This is a genomic window from Oceanobacillus sp. E9 (assembly GCF_001741975.1).
Taxonomy (GTDB): Bacteria; Bacillota; Bacilli; order Bacillales; family Amphibacillaceae; genus Oceanobacillus; species Oceanobacillus kimchii.
The window spans coordinates 143,915-161,915 of sequence record NZ_LSNA01000007.1; the positions used below are offsets into that span (position 1 = coordinate 143,915).

At 33.8% G+C, this 18,001-nt stretch carries 19 protein-coding genes; 17 read left to right on the top strand and 2 right to left on the bottom strand.

Annotated features, from left to right (window positions below):
• Positions 1 to 8: 8 nt before the first annotated feature.
• The 6 genes from phnL (at position 9) to phnE (AQ616_RS10345) (ending at position 5,147) form a co-directional block, all read left to right on the top strand.
• The gene (gene phnL, locus AQ616_RS10320) at positions 9 to 728 is read left to right on the top strand and encodes a phosphonate C-P lyase system protein PhnL (RefSeq protein WP_069685740.1); all 720 of its coding nucleotides are present in this window, start codon (positions 9 to 11) and stop codon (positions 726 to 728) included.
• A complete protein-coding gene (locus AQ616_RS10325; RefSeq protein ID WP_069685741.1) occupies positions 718 to 1,524 on the top strand; it encodes a PHP domain-containing protein in 807 nt (268 codons plus the stop codon). Before phnL ends, AQ616_RS10325 begins: the two co-directional genes overlap by 11 nt.
• 118 nt (positions 1,525 to 1,642) lie before the next feature.
• A complete protein-coding gene (locus AQ616_RS10330) occupies positions 1,643 to 2,671 on the top strand; it encodes a PhnD/SsuA/transferrin family substrate-binding protein (RefSeq protein ID WP_069685742.1) in 1,029 nt (342 codons plus the stop codon).
• 49 nt (positions 2,672 to 2,720) lie between these two features.
• Positions 2,721 to 3,485 (top strand): phosphonate ABC transporter ATP-binding protein, encoded by a 765-nt coding sequence (gene phnC, locus AQ616_RS10335; RefSeq protein ID WP_017796108.1) that lies wholly within the window; start codon positions 2,721 to 2,723, stop codon positions 3,483 to 3,485.
• 13 nt (positions 3,486 to 3,498) lie between these two features.
• Entirely contained in the window at positions 3,499 to 4,284 is a 786-nt protein-coding gene (phnE, locus tag AQ616_RS10340; protein ID WP_017796109.1) for a phosphonate ABC transporter, permease protein PhnE, read from the top strand.
• A complete protein-coding gene (gene phnE / locus AQ616_RS10345; RefSeq protein ID WP_069685743.1) occupies positions 4,284 to 5,147 on the top strand; it encodes a phosphonate ABC transporter, permease protein PhnE in 864 nt (287 codons plus the stop codon). Before phnE (AQ616_RS10340) ends, phnE (AQ616_RS10345) begins: the two co-directional genes overlap by 1 nt.
• Positions 5,148 to 5,469: 322 nt before the next feature.
• On the opposite strand, the gene AQ616_RS10350 is transcribed toward phnE (AQ616_RS10345), so the two are convergent.
• On the bottom strand, positions 5,470 to 6,345 hold the full coding sequence (locus AQ616_RS10350; RefSeq protein ID WP_069685744.1) for a superoxide dismutase: 876 nt from the start codon (positions 6,343 to 6,345) through the stop codon (positions 5,470 to 5,472).
• Positions 6,346 to 6,588: 243 nt separating this feature from the next.
• Between AQ616_RS10350 and AQ616_RS10355 the strand changes: the two genes are divergently transcribed.
• Together AQ616_RS10355 and AQ616_RS10360 are read left to right on the top strand one after the other, a co-directional pair.
• Positions 6,589 to 7,182: a hypothetical protein gene (locus tag AQ616_RS10355; protein WP_069685745.1), complete on the top strand. Its 594-nt coding sequence runs from the start codon at positions 6,589 to 6,591 to the stop codon at positions 7,180 to 7,182.
• A 24-nt stretch (positions 7,183 to 7,206) separates the two neighbouring features.
• Positions 7,207 to 7,716: an AAA family ATPase gene (locus AQ616_RS10360; protein ID WP_017796114.1), complete on the top strand. Its 510-nt coding sequence runs from the start codon at positions 7,207 to 7,209 to the stop codon at positions 7,714 to 7,716.
• 200 nt (positions 7,717 to 7,916) lie between these two features.
• On the opposite strand, the gene AQ616_RS10365 is transcribed toward AQ616_RS10360, so the two are convergent.
• Positions 7,917 to 8,765, bottom strand: a complete 849-nt coding sequence (locus AQ616_RS10365; protein WP_069685746.1) for a YitT family protein — start codon at positions 8,763 to 8,765, stop codon at positions 7,917 to 7,919.
• A gap of 126 nt (positions 8,766 to 8,891) precedes the next feature.
• Here AQ616_RS10365 and AQ616_RS10370 point away from each other — a divergent pair, with 126 nt between their 5' ends.
• The 9 genes from AQ616_RS10370 to AQ616_RS10415 all read left to right on the top strand — a co-directional run bounded on the left by AQ616_RS10370 (position 8,892) and on the right by AQ616_RS10415 (position 17,800).
• On the top strand, positions 8,892 to 9,716 hold the full coding sequence (locus AQ616_RS10370; RefSeq protein ID WP_069685747.1) for a metallophosphoesterase: 825 nt from the start codon (positions 8,892 to 8,894) through the stop codon (positions 9,714 to 9,716).
• A gap of 95 nt (positions 9,717 to 9,811) precedes the next feature.
• Complete coding sequence (locus AQ616_RS10375) at positions 9,812 to 9,994, top strand: hypothetical protein (RefSeq protein WP_017796117.1); 183 nt, start codon at positions 9,812 to 9,814, stop codon at positions 9,992 to 9,994.
• Between the two features lie 18 nt (positions 9,995 to 10,012).
• Positions 10,013 to 10,366: a DUF4181 domain-containing protein gene (locus AQ616_RS10380; RefSeq protein ID WP_039819592.1), complete on the top strand. Its 354-nt coding sequence runs from the start codon at positions 10,013 to 10,015 to the stop codon at positions 10,364 to 10,366.
• 420 nt (positions 10,367 to 10,786) lie between these two features.
• Positions 10,787 to 12,052 carry an extracellular solute-binding protein gene (locus tag AQ616_RS10390; RefSeq protein WP_017796120.1) on the top strand — a complete coding sequence of 422 codons (1,266 nt, stop codon included), beginning with the start codon at positions 10,787 to 10,789 and terminating at the stop codon, positions 12,050 to 12,052.
• A gap of 38 nt (positions 12,053 to 12,090) precedes the next feature.
• Positions 12,091 to 12,969: a carbohydrate ABC transporter permease gene (locus AQ616_RS10395; protein ID WP_017796121.1), complete on the top strand. Its 879-nt coding sequence runs from the start codon at positions 12,091 to 12,093 to the stop codon at positions 12,967 to 12,969.
• Positions 12,970 to 12,997: 28 nt separating this feature from the next.
• Positions 12,998 to 13,837, top strand: a complete 840-nt coding sequence (locus tag AQ616_RS10400) for a carbohydrate ABC transporter permease (RefSeq protein ID WP_017796122.1) — start codon at positions 12,998 to 13,000, stop codon at positions 13,835 to 13,837.
• A gap of 28 nt (positions 13,838 to 13,865) precedes the next feature.
• The gene (locus tag AQ616_RS10405) at positions 13,866 to 14,276 is read left to right on the top strand and encodes a DUF4064 domain-containing protein (RefSeq protein ID WP_017796123.1); all 411 of its coding nucleotides are present in this window, start codon (positions 13,866 to 13,868) and stop codon (positions 14,274 to 14,276) included.
• Positions 14,277 to 14,320: 44 nt separating this feature from the next.
• Positions 14,321 to 15,799, top strand: a complete 1,479-nt coding sequence (locus AQ616_RS10410; RefSeq protein WP_017796124.1) for an alpha-N-arabinofuranosidase — start codon at positions 14,321 to 14,323, stop codon at positions 15,797 to 15,799.
• 84 nt (positions 15,800 to 15,883) lie between these two features.
• Complete coding sequence (locus AQ616_RS10415) at positions 15,884 to 17,800, top strand: glycoside hydrolase family 127 protein (protein ID WP_069685749.1); 1,917 nt, start codon at positions 15,884 to 15,886, stop codon at positions 17,798 to 17,800.
• Positions 17,801 to 18,001 lie beyond the last annotated feature (201 nt).

Genomic DNA, 18,001 nt, shown 5'->3' on the forward strand with positions numbered 1-18,001 from the left:
GGGATAACATGGCATTATTAGAAGTGAGCGATTTTGGAAAACAGTTTATTAATCATCGTTTACAAGTTAAAAGACAAGCGGTAAACAATATTCATTTTAAATTAGAAGAAGGACAATTTTTAGGGATTATCGGAAAAAGCGGTAGCGGGAAATCAACGATTTTAAAAAGTATTTATCGCACGTATCTTCCGGATCAAGGGAATATTTATTTTGATTCCAACCATCTAGGGAAAATTGATATTACCAAAATATCAGAAAGAGAAATGATTTACTTGCGGAAATTTGAAATCAGTTATGTTTCTCAATTTTTAGATGTATTGCCACGTATTACTTGTCGGGAATTGGTAGAAAAATCTCTTCAAGAAATGGGTGTAGAACATTCTATTGCCAAGGTTGAAGCAGAGTCTGCTCTTACCCATTTTGAGTTAGATGAAAAACTTTGGGATGTCTACCCCAATACATTTTCTGGTGGAGAGAAGCTGAGATTGAATATTGCTATGGCTACGGTGAAACAACCTCGTCTTCTGTTATTGGATGAACCAACAGCGAGCCTTGATCAACAGTCTAAAATGAAGGTTCGTGAAGTAATTGAAAAGCTAAAGCATAGTGGAACCTCTCTTATTGGGATATTTCATGATATTGAGTTTATAGAAGGTCTTTGTGATTCTATTTTTAATATGAATGATCATCAACCTGTAACAACGATAGGGAATACGTATGAAAGTTGATTTACATGTTCACAGTCATTACTCAGACGGTTCAAATGCTGTAAGTGAAGTAATGAAGCAGGCTAAGAAAAATGGAGTTACTCATCTTAGTTTTGTTGATCATGATACAGTTGACGGTTGGCTAGATATTCAGCGACAAGCTAATCATTTTGATATTAATGTGATTCCTGGCATTGAAATATCTGCTTATGATTTTAAGCGGGAACGTAAGGTGCATATTCTTGGATATAATTACAAGCAAGAAGCAAATCACATACGACATATATGTAATCCACTGTTACATCGCAGAAATGATCATTCACTTTGGCAAATTAGAAAAATTAACGAATTAGGTTATCAAATCGATGAACAAGTTATTAAGCAAAAAGCTTTGCCTAGTAATACGATTTATAAACAACACATCATGGATGAATTGACAAAGGCCCCCTATGATTCGATGGAATATAGAAATCTTTATCAGCGGCTTTTTAAATATAGCGGTGTAGCTGCAGGAGATATTGTATATATAGATGCTTTTGATGCAGTAGAAGCCATTGTTAAAGATGGAGGCATTGCAGTTGTTGCACATCCTGGTCAATTGAAATCTTATGACTTGATTCCAGAATTAGTAGAAGTCGGCCTTGGTGGATTAGAAAGAAATCATCCCGATCATACGGGAAGAGACCATGATAAAGTAGAGACTTTAGCGGAAGAACTAGATTTATTAATGACAGGGGGCACGGATTACCATGGTGGATTCGGTACTCCTATTCAGCTCGGTGAAATAACAAGTCCAATAAATAAATTATTGGTATAGCGTAAAAAGTCTTAATTTAATGTGAAGTATCTGTAAATAAACCGTATTTTCATCATTTTTATGCTTCAATAAAAATAGCTCTAAACTATACTATTTTATATTCTGGGAGGAATACACGATGTGTAAAAAAATTGGTAGTTTACTTATGCTTGTGATGATTTTGTCTGTCTTAACTGCATGTTCAGATGGCAGTGCAGGAGGAGCAAGTAGCGATGATGTGCTTGATATCGTTTGGTACCCTAATGAATCTGGTAATGAATTGAAGGCTGCGAGAGACGAAATTGGTAATGTCATAGAAGAAGAGACTGGTAAGCAAGTAGAACATCATTTAACTACTGACTATGCAATCGCTATTGAAACCATTGCAAATGATAATGCTGAACTTGCATTTATGGGAGCACAAGGTTATATCGAGGCAAATAGTAAAAATGATGCAGTGAAACCAATGGTAGTTCCAACTGGTCCATCAGGGACGTTAGAAGATGCAATGTATCATAGTTGGCTTGCTGTAAATGTCGACGACCAAACGAATTATAAAAATGGTGATGATTTTAGTCTAGATACAATTGAAGGAAAAAAATTCTCCTTTGTTTCAAATAGTTCAACCTCTGGATTTGTGGTTCCTTCTTCAACAATACTAGAGAATTTTTCTGACATGGAGTTAACGGAAGAAGATTTAATGGAAGGTGGCCCTTTATTTGAACAAGTTTTATTTGGTGGATCTCATCAAGGATCAGCTGTTAATTTGTTAAACAGAAATGCTGATGTGGCTGCATTCTGCGATACATGTGTAGAAAATTATGTAGAGGTAGTAGAAGGAGAAGAAAACACAGTAGGATCTGTATATCAAGTAAAAGATAATGCTGAAGAGCCATTTAACACGGTAACTGGAAGTGAATTTACATTAATGAATGTAACTCCAGTCTTAAATGCTCCTTTTGTAGCAAATACTAACTTACTCAGTGATGAAGAGTTTGAAACGATTCAAAATCTATTTAGCTCTGATGAAATTGCTAATAATGAGACGATTTTTGTCCCTGAAGATTCCGATGAATCTGGTTTATTTTTTAAATCTGGTGATGAACGTTTTGCCCCTGTTGAAGATCAATGGTTTAATCCAATTCGAGAGCTTTCAGCTACAAAATAAGTTTAATGACTATCTATTGGTTTTATATTAATTCGGAAGGAGTGAGCATATGGCTTTATTAGAAGTGAATAACCTTGGTAAGCACTATAATGGAGAAACGAAAGTGTTAAAGAACGTTAATTTTGAAGTAGGCTCAGGCGAATTTGTATCCATCATTGGTCCATCTGGAGCGGGTAAATCTACATTACTTCGGTGCATTAATCGAATGGTAGAAATTAGTGAGGGTAGTGTATTTATAGATGGACAAAGTGTAGGGGGTATGAAGAAAAAGTCTTTAAGATCCTTACGTACAAATATTGGAATGATTTTCCAACATTATAATTTAGTTCCACGACTTACGGTAATTGAAAATGTGCTACATGGAAGATTTGGATATAAAACAAATTTACAAGGCATATTTGGAAGATTTACAGAAAAAGAGAAAGAAAAAGCATTTGAATTGCTCGATAAATTAGGAATTGCTGATCATGCATATAAACGTTGTGATCAATTAAGTGGAGGGCAGCAGCAGAGGGTTGGAATATGTCGTGCGTTGATTCAAGACCCAAAAATTATTCTATGTGATGAACCAATCGCTTCCCTAGATCCAAATTCTTCAAAGATTATTATGGATTATTTAAAAAAAATTACAAATGAATTAGGAATTACCTGTTTAGTAAATTTACACCAAGTTGAAGTGGCGAAAGCATATGCAGATCGCATTATCGGTTTAAAAAGTGGAGAAATTGTTTTTGATGGTCCAAGTAAATTGCTATATCAAGAGAAAATAGAATCAATTTATGGTTTTCAACAGCGGGAACTAATCACGGTATAGAGGAGCAGGTCGCATGGATGAACAAAAGATGAGAAAAGGGAAGTGGCAAGCAACAATCTTTTTACTAGTGATTATCTTAATGACCTATTTTGCTTCCTCCATAACTCAGTTTAATTTACTTGAGAGTATTACGACAATCCCACAAGCAATTGGTTGGATGGTTGCTAATCTTTTTATTACCAGCGAAGCTATTATCAAATTACCTGGAATATTAGAAAAATTAACGGAGACAATTTTTATGTCTATTGCTGCTACAACTTTAGCAGCAGTTCTATCAATCGCGTTAGCATTACTCGGTTCAAAAACGACAAAAGTAAACAATATATTTAGTGTGTTTGCTCGTTTTATAGCATCCTTTTCAAGAAATATTCCCGTGGTAGCTTGGTCATTGATATTACTCATTTCCTTCGGTCAAAACTCGGTAACTGGTTTTCTAGCATTGTTTGTTGGGACGCTGGGATTTTTGACAAGAGCATTTATTGAAACGATAGATGAAGCTAGCCCAAGTTCCGTAGAAGCCCTAAGTGCAACTGGAGCTACATACTTTCATATCGTAAATAATGCTGTAATTCCACAAAGTCTCCCGCAAATGTTAAGTTGGATACTATTTATGATCGAAACAAATATACGTAGTGCTACACTTGTAGGGATTTTAACAGGTACCGGTATTGGCTATATGTTTGATATTTACTATAAAAATATGAATTATGATGTTGTTGCCTTGATTACTTTTTCCATTGTTATAGCCGTAATTATTATTGAATTATTATCTAACAAAATACGGAAGGTGATATTGTAATGGAAATGAATCAAGTGACAGCCTCTATAAAAATGAGACGGAAGCGGAACGGGCAAATCAACATAAAATCTGGGAATAAAATAGATTTAGTTGTGAAGAGTACAATATGGATCCTTAGTCTATTAACGATTTTAGCGTTTTTCTTTTTCAATTATTCTGGCCTACAATTAGAACGTGCAATACCAGAAACATGGCATAATTTAAGAGTAATGTTCTTAGAGCCTGCTTTAAACCATTTTAGTTGGCAGGAAGCGGTATATCAAATTGGAGTTACGCTAGGATTAGGAGTTTTAGCCACGGTATTAGGAGCGATTATTGCTTTTTTCCTTGCTTTAATGGCAGCAGAAAACTTATCAAAACCATGGATCTCGAAAACAGTAAGAATTTTTGTAGCGTTTGTACGAGCTGTACCTACTGTGCTTTGGGTGCTTATTTTCGCCATAGCGGCTGGACTTGGAAGTGAAGCTGCTGTTCTTGGAATGTTGTTTCACTCCGTTGCTTACTTAGTTAAGGCTTTTTCAGAATCCTTTGAGGAGGTCGATGCTGGAATACTTGAAGCACTAAGAGCTTCGGGTTCAAAATGGTGGCATGTTATCGTTCATGGCGTACTACCATCTACATTTACGTATTTATTATCATGGACATTTTTACGATTCGAAATTAACTTTTCAGTAGCAGTCGCAATGGGTGCAGCTGCAGGAGCGGGCGGAATTGGTTTCGAATTGTTTATGGCTTCTGGATTTTACTTTGATCTTAGAGAAGTAGGATTTATCACGTATGCAATCTTGTTGATTGCAATCATACTAGAGATTACTTCCACGAGATTGAAAAATCGCTATTTTCCTGGTCAATTAACTTCATAAAATAGAAATAAATAAAAGCTGAACGAGGTTGGAACAAAAGTATTTACTCAAAATATAAATCCAAATGAATTGGTGTTGAGAACCAGCTTCAGAGTTTTAGTGTTAATTGTATTTGGATTAAGTTTAACTTTTATTAAGTTCTTATAGTAGACAGATATATTCTTGAAGTTTATCTTCATTGCACATCCTACATTACAAGATACTAAGGTTAGTGGGAAAGATCGGATGATTTTTCCCACTATTTTCGATTAATAAATAAAGCAAAAGCTCTAGGAGTACGATTTCGCATAAGCTATATTTATATAAAGTAGTAAAATTTTTATTAAGCGAGACTCCAACGTAGGTTTTTAGCTTTAGAATATCGATCTGAGACAGCTGGCCAATTGACTACATTCCACCATTGATCAATATAATCTTTCTTCTCATTTAAATATTGTAAATAATAGGCATGTTCCCATACATCAAGAACTAATAAAGGTATCATATCTTGTTGAGAGAGGTTTTGGTGTTTTTCTGCTTGTAATATTTCCATTCTTCCAGAACGAGGTGCCCAGATAAGCATCGCCCAACCCCCACCTTCGACTTGATCAGCTGCATGTGTAAAGTGCGCTTTAAACTGATCAAAGCTACCGAAATCACGCTCGATTGCTTGCAGTAATTCTCCACGAGGTTTACCTCCTGCATGAGGCGCCATAATTTCCCAAAAAATCGAATGCAAATAATGTCCTGCACCATTAAAAGCAGCCTCTCGTTCCCAATGTTTAATTAGCTCATAATCACCTGATTGTCTTGCTTCTTGCATCTTCTTTTCAGCTTTGTTCAAACCATCTACATAGCTTTGATGATGTTTATCATGGTGTAAATACATAATTTCTTTGGCAATATAAGGCTCTAAAGCATCATAATTATATGGAAGTGGTGGTAGACGATGATTGCCTATGGATACATAGGACTGTCTATGTTTCTCATGTAGTTCACTTTGATTTCTTTCATACAAATTATAAACTTTAGATAGTAATTGATAAATATATTGTTCACTATAATAATTTAAATCAGTTCCTAATAAAGTTTCAACCTGATTGTATAATCTTTCGTATTCTTCTTTTTCACGCTGGTTATCAATTAATTCTAATTCTTTCTTTAAGTATTCTTTATTCTCCTGATACCATTTTCTTATTTCTAATGAGTAAGAGCTCATAATATAATATTCCCCCTGAATAACATGATGGTATTATATTATGAACTCATTACCTATAGGTTCCTCTATCTTAGGCTTATCTTCAAGAAAATTTCTGTCTCAAAAATAAGATAAGTTTAAAAAGGGAATGAGAGATGAATATGAAAAAGAAGACTAGATTTTAGTAAACTATACTTTAAAAATTCGAAAATATTGAAACTGTTTAGTAGGTAGATTCGTATATATAAGTCGAGGAGGAATTATATGAAATTTCTACGTGAAATAGATGCAGATTCACTCGTTCCATATATCTTGACCAGTAGCTTACTTTTACTTGTTTCTGCATTTGCTGTTCCTGGGATAGCAGTTATATTTATTCAAGACCTATTATTTTTTTCTTATGATCATTGGATTTTTATTCGTCCTGTAGAAACTTATAAAGGATTTGGAATCGCAATGATTTCAATTGCAGTTATACTATTATCCTTTTTAATAACTAAATTCTATATGGAGAAAAAAGAAAAAGAATATAAATTAACGGTCGTACATCTATTATTGATAGTTGTAACCATTCCATTATTTATCTTTTCTATTTCACACTATGCGTATTTTGATGATAATGGGGTACATGGAAATGATTTTTGGACCTTATCTGAAGATAACATTGCATGGGACGATGTAGAGAACGTTAGTAGGGTTGTTGATCCTAGTTCACGGAAAGTATTTTCTTATCATTTTTCAGATAATAATATAACGATTGACATTCCATATGACACCCAAGATACTCGTATCAAACAAACAATTACGGAAGTAATAGACTCAAATGATTGGGAAGTAGAGGAAATATATAGTGAGTAAATATAGATTGAAAGAAGGTGTAACATGATTGTTTGGATTAATGGAACATTTGGCGTCGGAAAAACAGAAACTGCGAAAATACTACATAAAAGAATATCGAATTCCTTTTTGTATGATCCAGAGGAAGTAGGCTATCTAATTAAAAAACAGCTACCGGTTGAATTATGGAAAGAAGATTTTCAGGATCATGAAGAATGGAGCATGTGGAATTACCACTTATTAAAGAAGGTAACAACAGAAACAGAAAAAGTTGTGATCGTACCAATGACACTTACAAATGAACTATATTATCAAGAAATTATAGGACGATTAAAAATAGAAGGAATTCAGATACATCACTTTACACTTGTAGCAGAACCACAAACAATTTTAGACAGGTTAATGAAGAGAGGGGATGGAAATAATGAATGGATTATGAATAGAACCGAAAAGAATGTAAAGCAATTATCTGGAGCGTCCTTTCAAATACATATTAATACTGAAAAACTAACTACGGAAGAAACAGCTTCGGAGGTTATAAAATTAATGACGTAAATAGTACAACATACATTAATAACTCATAATTGTAAACCCAAGCAGGAAGAATAGCTAAAGTAGTTACCATAAGATAATGATTAATAAATTAGCTTTACCTGGAAAACTCCTATTCTGTTCAAGGGTCTTTAGGTCATGACCTTGTGGTACTAACATTCATTAGAGCTAAAGAAAACCTTCATTAAATGAAGGTTCAGTCTCTATTTCCTTCCACGTTTTTTCTCCCAAGCGAAGCTTCCACCTGTGACATCTCGTACATCGTGAATGACTACAAATGCTTTTTCATCAACGGAGTAAATAAGTCTTTTTAATTTCATTAATTGATATTTGCTAATAATAATATAAGACATGTCTGCATCTTGTTTCATATAACCACCATAACCTTTAAATACGGTTGCGCTGGTGTCTAAATTAGTTATTACCACGTCTGTGATTTCAGTGGCATGAGTGGAGATTACACTAACTGCTTTTCTGGGATCCAGCCCTTCTATAACAAGATCTGTAGCTTTCTTACCTATAAACAATAAGATGATAGTGTACATCGTATTTAATGTTCCAATAAAAAATAAACCAGCTAAAACTACGGCTGCATCTAAAACAAAATTTGTTCTTGTTAGATCCCAGCCTAAATTATGGTGGAACGTTCGTGCAATAACGCTTGTACCACCCATTGAACTACCAGTACGAAAAATCAATCCTGCGCCTATTCCACTAAAGAAACCTGCAAATATAGCAGATACAAGAGGATCCGCCAGTGGTTCTATGTTATTTTCTGTAATGAACAGAAATAAAGAAATCAGTGTTGCTGTAATCGCAGTTAGAATTATATTTCTTTTTGGCAACACAGTGAATCCGACAGTTAAGATAATTGCTGCTAATATAAAGTTAACGATACCAGTAGACCATCCAAATACGTAATGGAGGAGAATAGACATACCTGTAAGTCCACCATCAGCAAAATTGTTTGGAATGATTAACATATTAACAGCTAGTGCATAAAAAAGTGCTCCAATTATAATAAAAATAAAGTCTTTCAAGAAATGTTTCATTATGTAAGCTCCTTCCTATTAGAAGCATTTCTAAACTAAATTTTTCCCTAATTATAAAAATTAAAACTGAGATAAGTGTGATATTATTAATTTTCAATTATTTATTTTCAGAAAGAAGTTGTTATTTTGAAACGTTTATCAAGAAAAAAGTCTCTCGTTCTTATCACTTTATTTATATTAGCTGTTCTTGTTGATATTTATTATGAAACAAACGTGTTCAAAGTTTCTAAAGTACATTTCAAATCCAATAAAATAACTAATGATTCCAGTATTAAATTGGTTCAAATTAGCGATCTTCATGCAAAAGTATTTGGTGATAATAACCAGAAGTTAATACAAACAATAAAAAATCAGCAACCAGACATTGTTGTGATTACTGGGGATATCATAGATAGAAAGACTAATAGTTTGCAAGACGTATTTCATTTAATAGAAGAAATAATCGCTTTTCAACAGCAAGTTTATTTTGTATCTGGTAATCATGAATGGGGAAATAACTTAAGGAATGAACTGTTATCAGGACTCGAACAACGAGGAGTACAGATTTTAAATAATAATTCAGTAGAAATTATGATAAAAGAAATAAATTTGAATCTTGTTGGTATCGATGATGTATCTACAAATCACGAGGATATGAAAAAGGCATTTACAAATGTTAAAAACCTAGAATATACAGTCTTGTTGTCTCATTCTCCAGCTGTGACCGATAAATATCGTGATATAGATGCTGATTTAATTTTGAGCGGTCATACTCATGGAGGACAAGTAAGGTTTCCATTGATTGGTCCAATAATAGCTCCTGATGAAGGGGTATTTCCCAAAAAGACAAAAAGTGTATACCAACTGAAAGAGAATCAATCTTTATATATCGACAGTGGTTTAGGTACAAGTTTGGTACCAGTTCGATTTTTAAATCAAAGTCAGCTAAGTGTGATTGAAATTACAAATTAACACGTTTACTATGAGTTGAAATGAAATTTAATAATTGAAACATTGATTCTAAGATAATCGTACAATAGTTATATATTAAAAAGGGAGAGAATCAATTGAGAGAATGGTGGAAAACAAAGAATGCTAAAACGAGAAAGCAAAGAAAAAATAAAGAGGATTATACCAAAAAAGATCTTGTGTTAGATATACTGTTTTGGATTCCTGAAATTATCGTCTTGCCTATTCGCTTAATTATTTGGTTAGTAAGAGGTATTTTTAAATGGATTGATGTAATATAAGAGGTTAGGATGAAATCTATGTTTGTAGCTTTAGTGATATTAATTAGCATTGTAATTTTAAGTATTGCAATTAATAAGTTTCTTGTGAAGCAGTTTCAGATAGACATTCCTGAATCGAAAGAAAGGTATGTTAATCGGTTGCATAAAACAGTGGAAAAAGTATTTCATGCGGGTACGTTAATTGCGATACCACTTACATTTACTCAGTTCCCTCAATATACTGTATTCGTTTTTATTATTCCAGCGATGCAGCAGTTATTTCGCTTTTTAATGGAGTTTTTATTCAACTATGAAAATAAACGGTTTATTTTAAGTGTGAATACTAGTTGGCTATTATTGATAGGTGCAATTGTCTATGATTTCTACACATAAAATAATAGGAATTATTAGAGACAATAAAGTTTCAATTTATAACATGCAACAGAAGAAAAATGTTGGCCACAAAGGACTAACAATTTCTTCTGTTTTTTATTTAGTTAGATATCTCTTGCTTTTTAGAATTTATACATTGCTTACTACAGTGATAGCCTCTATAAAGGACAATACACGAACTTAAACGTGTAGAGAAGCTGGTTAACTCTATCATTTTTAGTTAATTTTAAAATTTAAAAAAACTTATTGATTATACGTACAAATTATATTAATATAATTGATAAGCGTAAATTTATACGTATAAGTTAATTTGAAAGCGTTTTATTTAAACAGATAATCAAAAAATAAGCAAAGGAGAGGATTGGTTGAATATTTATTGAAAACGCTATCAATACAATTAAAAAATTAGGGGGTTTTTGTATGAAAAAGTATGTTTATTTAAGTTTTTTAGTATTGCTTTCGTTAATGCTAGTTGGCTGTAATAATGATGAAAATGTAATTGAATTTTGGACACCGTTAACTGGAGATGATGGTGCCTATATGAATCAATTAGTTGATGATTTTAATGAACAATCAGATCAAGAAATCGAAATTAAACATGTGATTACCTCTGATATGTATACCAAATTATATACGGTAATGAATTCAGGTAGTGGGATTCCTGATCTTACTTTAATTCATGCTGATCGTGTACCAAGTTTTGTCAAGCAAGATTTACTTAAGCCAATGACAGGAGTTATGGAAGCACAATCAAACATAAATCAAGAAAATTACTTAGCAGAAGCTTGGACAGCAGGTGAGATTGATGGTACGCAATATACAATTCCGCTTGATATTCATGGAAGTGCAATGTATTACAACCAGGATTTATTAGAGAAATATGGTGTCGAAAATTGGTTAGATGATGATGTAGTGACTTTTGATGAGATGTTATCGCTTGAGGGGCAATTAGAAGAGGGAGATTATCTTGTTAATGATGCTCTAATGGGTTGGGTGATATTGGCTCAAATTCAAAATTTAGATGGAGATATTCAAGAGAATGGAGAACCAGCCGTAAATACTCCCGTTATGAAAGAAGCAATAGAGCGAGTAAAGGAAATTACAGATGCAGGATTAATGACTCCATATGGTGAAGATGGATATCTAATGTTTCAATCTGGGAATGTACTATTCTCAACAGATGGTACTTGGAGTTCCACAGGTCATGCGCAAGTAGAAGGACTGAATTTTGGTGTAACTAATATCTACGCACCATCACCAGATAATTTTCATAATAGAGCCTCTGCTCATCTTTTTTCCATGTTGAATAAAGAAGAAAGATCGGAAGAGAAAGAGGCAGTAATCGCAGACTTTTTGGAATATATTCGTAGTCATTCCATTGAGTGGGCGGAAGCAGGACAAATTGTTGCTAGTACAGAAGTAGTAGAGTCACCTGAGTATGATGAATATATGCAATCATTCTTTACGAAAAATGAAGCAGAAGAAGAATCCTTACACATCTATACGTATGAACATTATCCTTATATTGCTGAAGCCATTGATACGTACATTGCTGATCTCGTACATGGAGAAATGGAAATAGATCAAGGATTAGAAGAAATGCAGAAGTTTGTTGACGACAAAGTGAAAGAAGGAACGTTAGATGTGGAGAATTATGAAGATACAGGAGAAGAGTCAGAAGAATAGAGGATAGGATGGAAAGCATGTGGTGAGGAGGAAAAGAGATGAAAAAGAAATTCAACCTATCACCAATATTCTTTGTCGGCCCTCATATCATTTTGTTTATTGTGTTCATACTTTTGCCGTCCATATATGGTATATATGCTTCGTTTACGAATTGGAATTTAATTGGAGATCCAGTGTGGGTGGGGTTGGATAATTATAAAACTATATTATTTGATTCGGATTCAACCTTTCATTCTCAATTTATGAATGGTATGAAGAACACGCTTATCTTTGTAGCAATCAGTGTTCCATTAATGATTGTTATCCCATTATTAATTGCTGTAGCTTTAGAGAACAAAGGTGTAAAAATGAAGAATTTCTTTCAAACGATTATTTATGTACCAGGTCTTATCTCAATTTCCGCAGCAGCATTAATTTGGTCATTAATATTTAATAAACAATTGGGTGTGGTTAATAATTTATTTGGCTCCGATGAGGTTTGGGCATCTTCTCAACCATACGCATGGATAATTATATTCGTAATTACGGTGTGGGCAGGTGTCGGAGGTAATATGATTATTTATCGAGCATCGATTAATGGGGTGCCAAAGGATTTATATGAATCAGCAGATATTGACGGAGCTGGAGCCATTAGGAAATTTTTTAGCATTACCTTACCATCCATTCGTTTTCCATTGATTTATACGATGGTTATGACAACTGCAGGTGCGTTTAATGTTTTTGCACAACCATTAATGATGACGAACGGTGGTCCCAGGCAAGGAACAACAGTACTTATGATGTATATACGAGATTTAGCCTTTAGCCATGGGGAGTCCATAGCTGGTATCGCCTCAGCAATGGCTGTACTGCTTGGTTTAGTCATACTTGTCATTTCAGCATTCCAATACTACTTGATGAATAGAAATACAGCTTAATAACTAAAAAATGAAGGGAGTAGATGGTATGAAAAACAATATATCAAAGTATTTAGCCTATCTATTTCTGATAGTAGTTAGTGTGATTTGGCTTATTCCACTCATATTTGGTTTTGCAACTTCTTTTCGTTCACAAACTGAAGTGGTTACCGCAGGGTTTCGTATGCTTCCGGTTAATTGGGTAGTTGAAAATTATGCTGCTATCTTTTCGGATACATCATCAGCACCAATTTTACAATGGATAGGAAACTCTGTATTTATAGCAGTTACTCATACTTTATTAGTTGTAATAGTTATTTCAATTACAGGTTATGGTTACTCTAGAATGAATTTTAAAGGCAGAGATGTTTTATTTTTTACCTTATTAGCAATATCTTTCTTCCCGAATGTAGTTAATTTAATTCCTTCTTATAAAATTATTGACACATTAGGATGGGTGAATACACCTTGGGCGATGATAGTTCCAGGATTGGCAGGAATGGGGAATATATTTTTAGTTAGGCAATTTATGAAAAATGTACCGAAAGAGCTGGATGAATCAGCTCGTGTAGATGGTGCTAGTGATTTTCAAATTTACGCTAGAATTATTTTGCCAGCAATAAAGCCAATTTTAATTGTATGTGGACTGTTCTCCTTTGTTGGCTCATGGAATGACTTTTTATGGCCGGTAATTGTGTATACCGATGTTGAAAAAATGCCAGTCACAGCTGGATTACTATTACTGCAAGATATATATGGTAACTATCGAATGATAGGTCAATTGATGGGATCTGCGATATTAGCAATTATACCAACTGTCTTGTTATTCTTTTTCGCTCAAAAGTACTTTGTTCAATCACTTGATTTAAATTCAGGTATAAAAGGATAGGTTCTAGACTGTTAGGAGTTGGCGTCTCATGCGTAGAAAAGCCGAAAGAAGATTATTGTTTGTTGGTGCAACATGGAATTTAATTACATCATTATTAACGATATTTAGCTATAATACTTGGTTCCAAGCACAAGGGAAAGTGGCTTTAGAAGGTGCTGAAGCAGAGTCATTAGTTATGGGGGCGAGTATGTTAGATAACATATCTAAAGTAATTATGACATTTGGACTGTTCGTTTTTGTAGGAGCTATTATTAACTTTTTAATAGCAGTAAAGTTAAAAGATAATACAATCCAAAAAACATTCCTTATCTGGATTGGTGTATGGACAGCTATTCAATTAGCAAGTATGGACATTCTAGGTTTTGTTATATATCTATTAGTCTTTATTATTTATATAGCAAAAAATAAAGCTATAAGACTATCGGCAAATGCAGCTTAAGCTAAAAAATAATAGCAAATAATATTCGACAAAGAGGTGTATTCATGAGTAATAAACTAATCGTAAATACGGATATTACAGAAGGAAAAATAAATAAAAATATATATGGACATTTTGCTGAGCATTTAGGCAGAGGAATTTATGAAGGGCTATGGGTTGGAGAAGATTCTAGCATTCCGAATATAAAAGGGATAAGGAAAGATGTGCTAGATGCTTTGAAAAAATTAAATATTCCGGTTCTTAGGTGGCCTGGTGGATGTTTTGCGGATGAATATCACTGGAAAGACGGAGTCGGACCACGTGAACAAAGGAAAAGAATGGTTAATACTCACTGGGGTGGAGTTGTAGAAAATAATCACTTTGGAACGCATGAGTTTATGTTGTTATGTGACCTATTAGAAACAGAACCTTATATATGTGGAAATGTTGGAAGCGGAAGTGTTCAGGAAATGTCCGAGTGGGTTGAATATATGACGTTTGACGGGGAATCACCAATGGCGAATTGGAGAAAAGAAAATGGGAAGGAAGACCCGTGGAAACTGACATATTTTGGTGTTGGTAATGAAAATTGGGGCTGTGGCGGTAATATGCGTCCAGAATATTATGCTGACTTGTATCGCCGTTATCAAACTTATGTGAGAAATTATGGAGACAATCAAATCTATCGAATTGCTGGTGGAGCAAACGTAGATGATTTTCATTGGACGGAAGTTTTAATGCGTGAAGCTCATCATCTAATGGATGGATTAAGCCTACATTACTATGTGCATCCGGGTGGTTTTGAGAATAAAGGGCAGGCAGTAGATTTTTCTGAAGAAGAATGGGATATTACCATGCAAAAGACGATGTATATGGAAGAATTAATTAGAAAACATGGAACTATTATGGATAAATATGACCCTGAAAAACGTATTGGAATGATTATTGATGAATGGGGTGCCTGGTATGATGTAGAGCCAGGAACAAATCCAGGATTTCTCTATCAACAAAATACCATTCGAGATGCGGTAGTGGCAGGTGTACATTTCAATATTTTTCATGATCATTGTGATCGGGTTCAAATGGCAAATATTGCTCAAATGGTAAATGTTATTCAAGCAATGATCTTAACAGAGGGAGATAAAATGATTTTAACTCCTACTTACCATGTATTTGAACTGTATAAGGTCCATCAAAATGCTGAAAAACTTTCATTAAATGTGAGAACGGATACTATTATTGAAAATGACCAAACCTATCCTACAGTTAGCGCAACAGCATCGAAAGCACAAGATGGAACGATCAATATAAGTTTATGTAATTTAGATAAAGATGCAAGAACTCCGGTTGATATAGATCTACGTGGGATAGAAGTTAAAGAAATAAGTGGTCGCATATTAACTGCAAATGAAATGAATGCGAAAAACACATTTGAACAACCTGAAAATGTTGTTCCAGAAAAATTTACATCTTATAGTCAAGAAGGAAATACTCTACAGGTAGAGCTTCCATCGAAGTCAGTTTTAGTATTAACGATTAAATAAGTATGTTTGGCCGAGCGGATTTATACAATCTTCTTGGCCTTCATGTATTTAATTCTATTTTTTAAATCGTTAGGAGTGTAAACATTGGATAAAATTACAATGAAGGATTCGTTTTGGAATAATTATTTACAATTAGTAAAGGAAGAAGTTATTCCGTATCAGTGGGAAGCATTAAATGATCGAATACCTAATACAGAACCTAGTAGAGCAATTAAAAATTTCAAAATTGCAGCAGGAGAAGCAGAAGGTAAATTCTATGGGATGGTGTTTCAAGATAGTGATGTTGCAAAGTGGCTAGAAGCTGTAGCCTACAGTTTAGAACATTTTCCCGATCAAAAATTAGAAGAAACTGCTGATGAATTAATTAATCTATTGGAAAAAGCACAACTTGATGATGGATACTTGAACACCTATTATACCGTAGCAGAACCCAATAATCGCTGGACGAATGTTCGAGATAATCATGAACTTTATTGTGCCGGACATTTGATAGAAGCAGCTGTAACTTATTATCGGGTGACAGGAAAAGATAAATTCTTAAATGTAATGTGTAAATATGCGGATTATATTGTAGATACATTTGGGGAAGAAGATAGTAAAATCCATGGTTATCCGGGTCATCAAGAAATAGAACTAGCATTAGTTAAGCTATATGACGTAACAGGAATCGAGAAGTATCTGAATTTGAGTAAATATTTTATTGACGAACGTGGCAGACAACCTCATTACTTTGATATCGAAAAAGAGGCAAGAAATGATAAAAATGCCTTTTTTTATCCAAAAGAATATGAATATCATCAAGCTCATCAACCAGTACGTGGACAGGAAAAGGCAGTAGGCCATTCAGTTAGAGCAATTTATATGTATTCTGCCATGGCAGATCTGGCATTGAAAACAAATGATGAATCATTAATAGAAGCTAGTAAGAGATTATGGAATAATGTTACCAGTCAACAAATGTACATAACAGGTGGAGTTGGTTCAGAGGAGTTTGGTGAATCATTTTCATTTGATTATGACTTACCAAATGACATTTCCTATACGGAAACGTGTGCATCGATTGCATTAGTATTCTGGGCAAAACGGATGTTAGATTTACATGTTAATAGAAAGTACGCTGATGTGATGGAGAAAGCACTGTATAATGGTACAATTAGTGGAATGTCATTGGATGGCAAGAGCTTTTTCTATGTAAATCCTTTGGAAGTTTTTCCGAAAGCAACAGAACGACACAGTCATCATCATGTTAAGCCAGTTAGACAAAAATGGTTTAATTGTGCTTGTTGTCCACCGAATCTAGCAAGATTAATTTCTTCCATTCATCATTATATTTATTCAAAAAGGGAAGATCAGTTATTTATACATTTATACTGTGGGAATGAATCTTCTATAGAAGTAAATAACCAAATCGTTGATATCGAACAAAAAACGGATTATCCGTGGGACGGAAAAGTTTCGGTTTTCATAAATCCTACTTATCAAAGTGAGTTTACTATTGCATTGCGTTTACCAGGATGGTGTGATAACCCCTTTTTAAATGTGAACGGAGAAGAAATGGACATACAATCTATTGAACAGGGTGGCTACGTCTATATCAATCGAACATGGAAAAAAGGAGATAGTATTGAATTACTTTTGCCTATGTCTGTTAAACAAATGAAAGCCCATCCTCTAGTTAGACAAAATATTGGAAAGGTTGCCTTACAACGAGGACCAATTATATATTGTTTAGAAGAGATAGATAATGGGGAAAATCTTCAGCAAATATTTGTAGATACTAATAAAAATTATCTTGATGCTGAATTTGATTCGGAGTTATTAGGCGGGGTAGTAAAATTATTTGGTACGGCGTATCGCTTAGATACTTCTTTATGGAAAGAGGATTGTTTATATGCGGAATCGAAAATGAACCTCACTCCGATCGAAGTAAAAGCTATTCCATACTATTCATGGTGTAATAGAAAACCAGGAGAAATGTTGGTTTGGATAAATGAGAAGTAATCGGATTTAGTATTAATTAGAGGTCATTGTGGTTCACTCATTACCGGAAAAAGCTTTGTTTTTTTGAAGCGACTCCAAACAGTTATAAAGAAGTGAAATAAACCGTTTTGTGATATGGATGATTTTTTTATATTCCAATTATCAATCGGTTTTTTCATTTCTTTGTTAGAGTATTGATTATGTAATTATTTGTTTTATTAT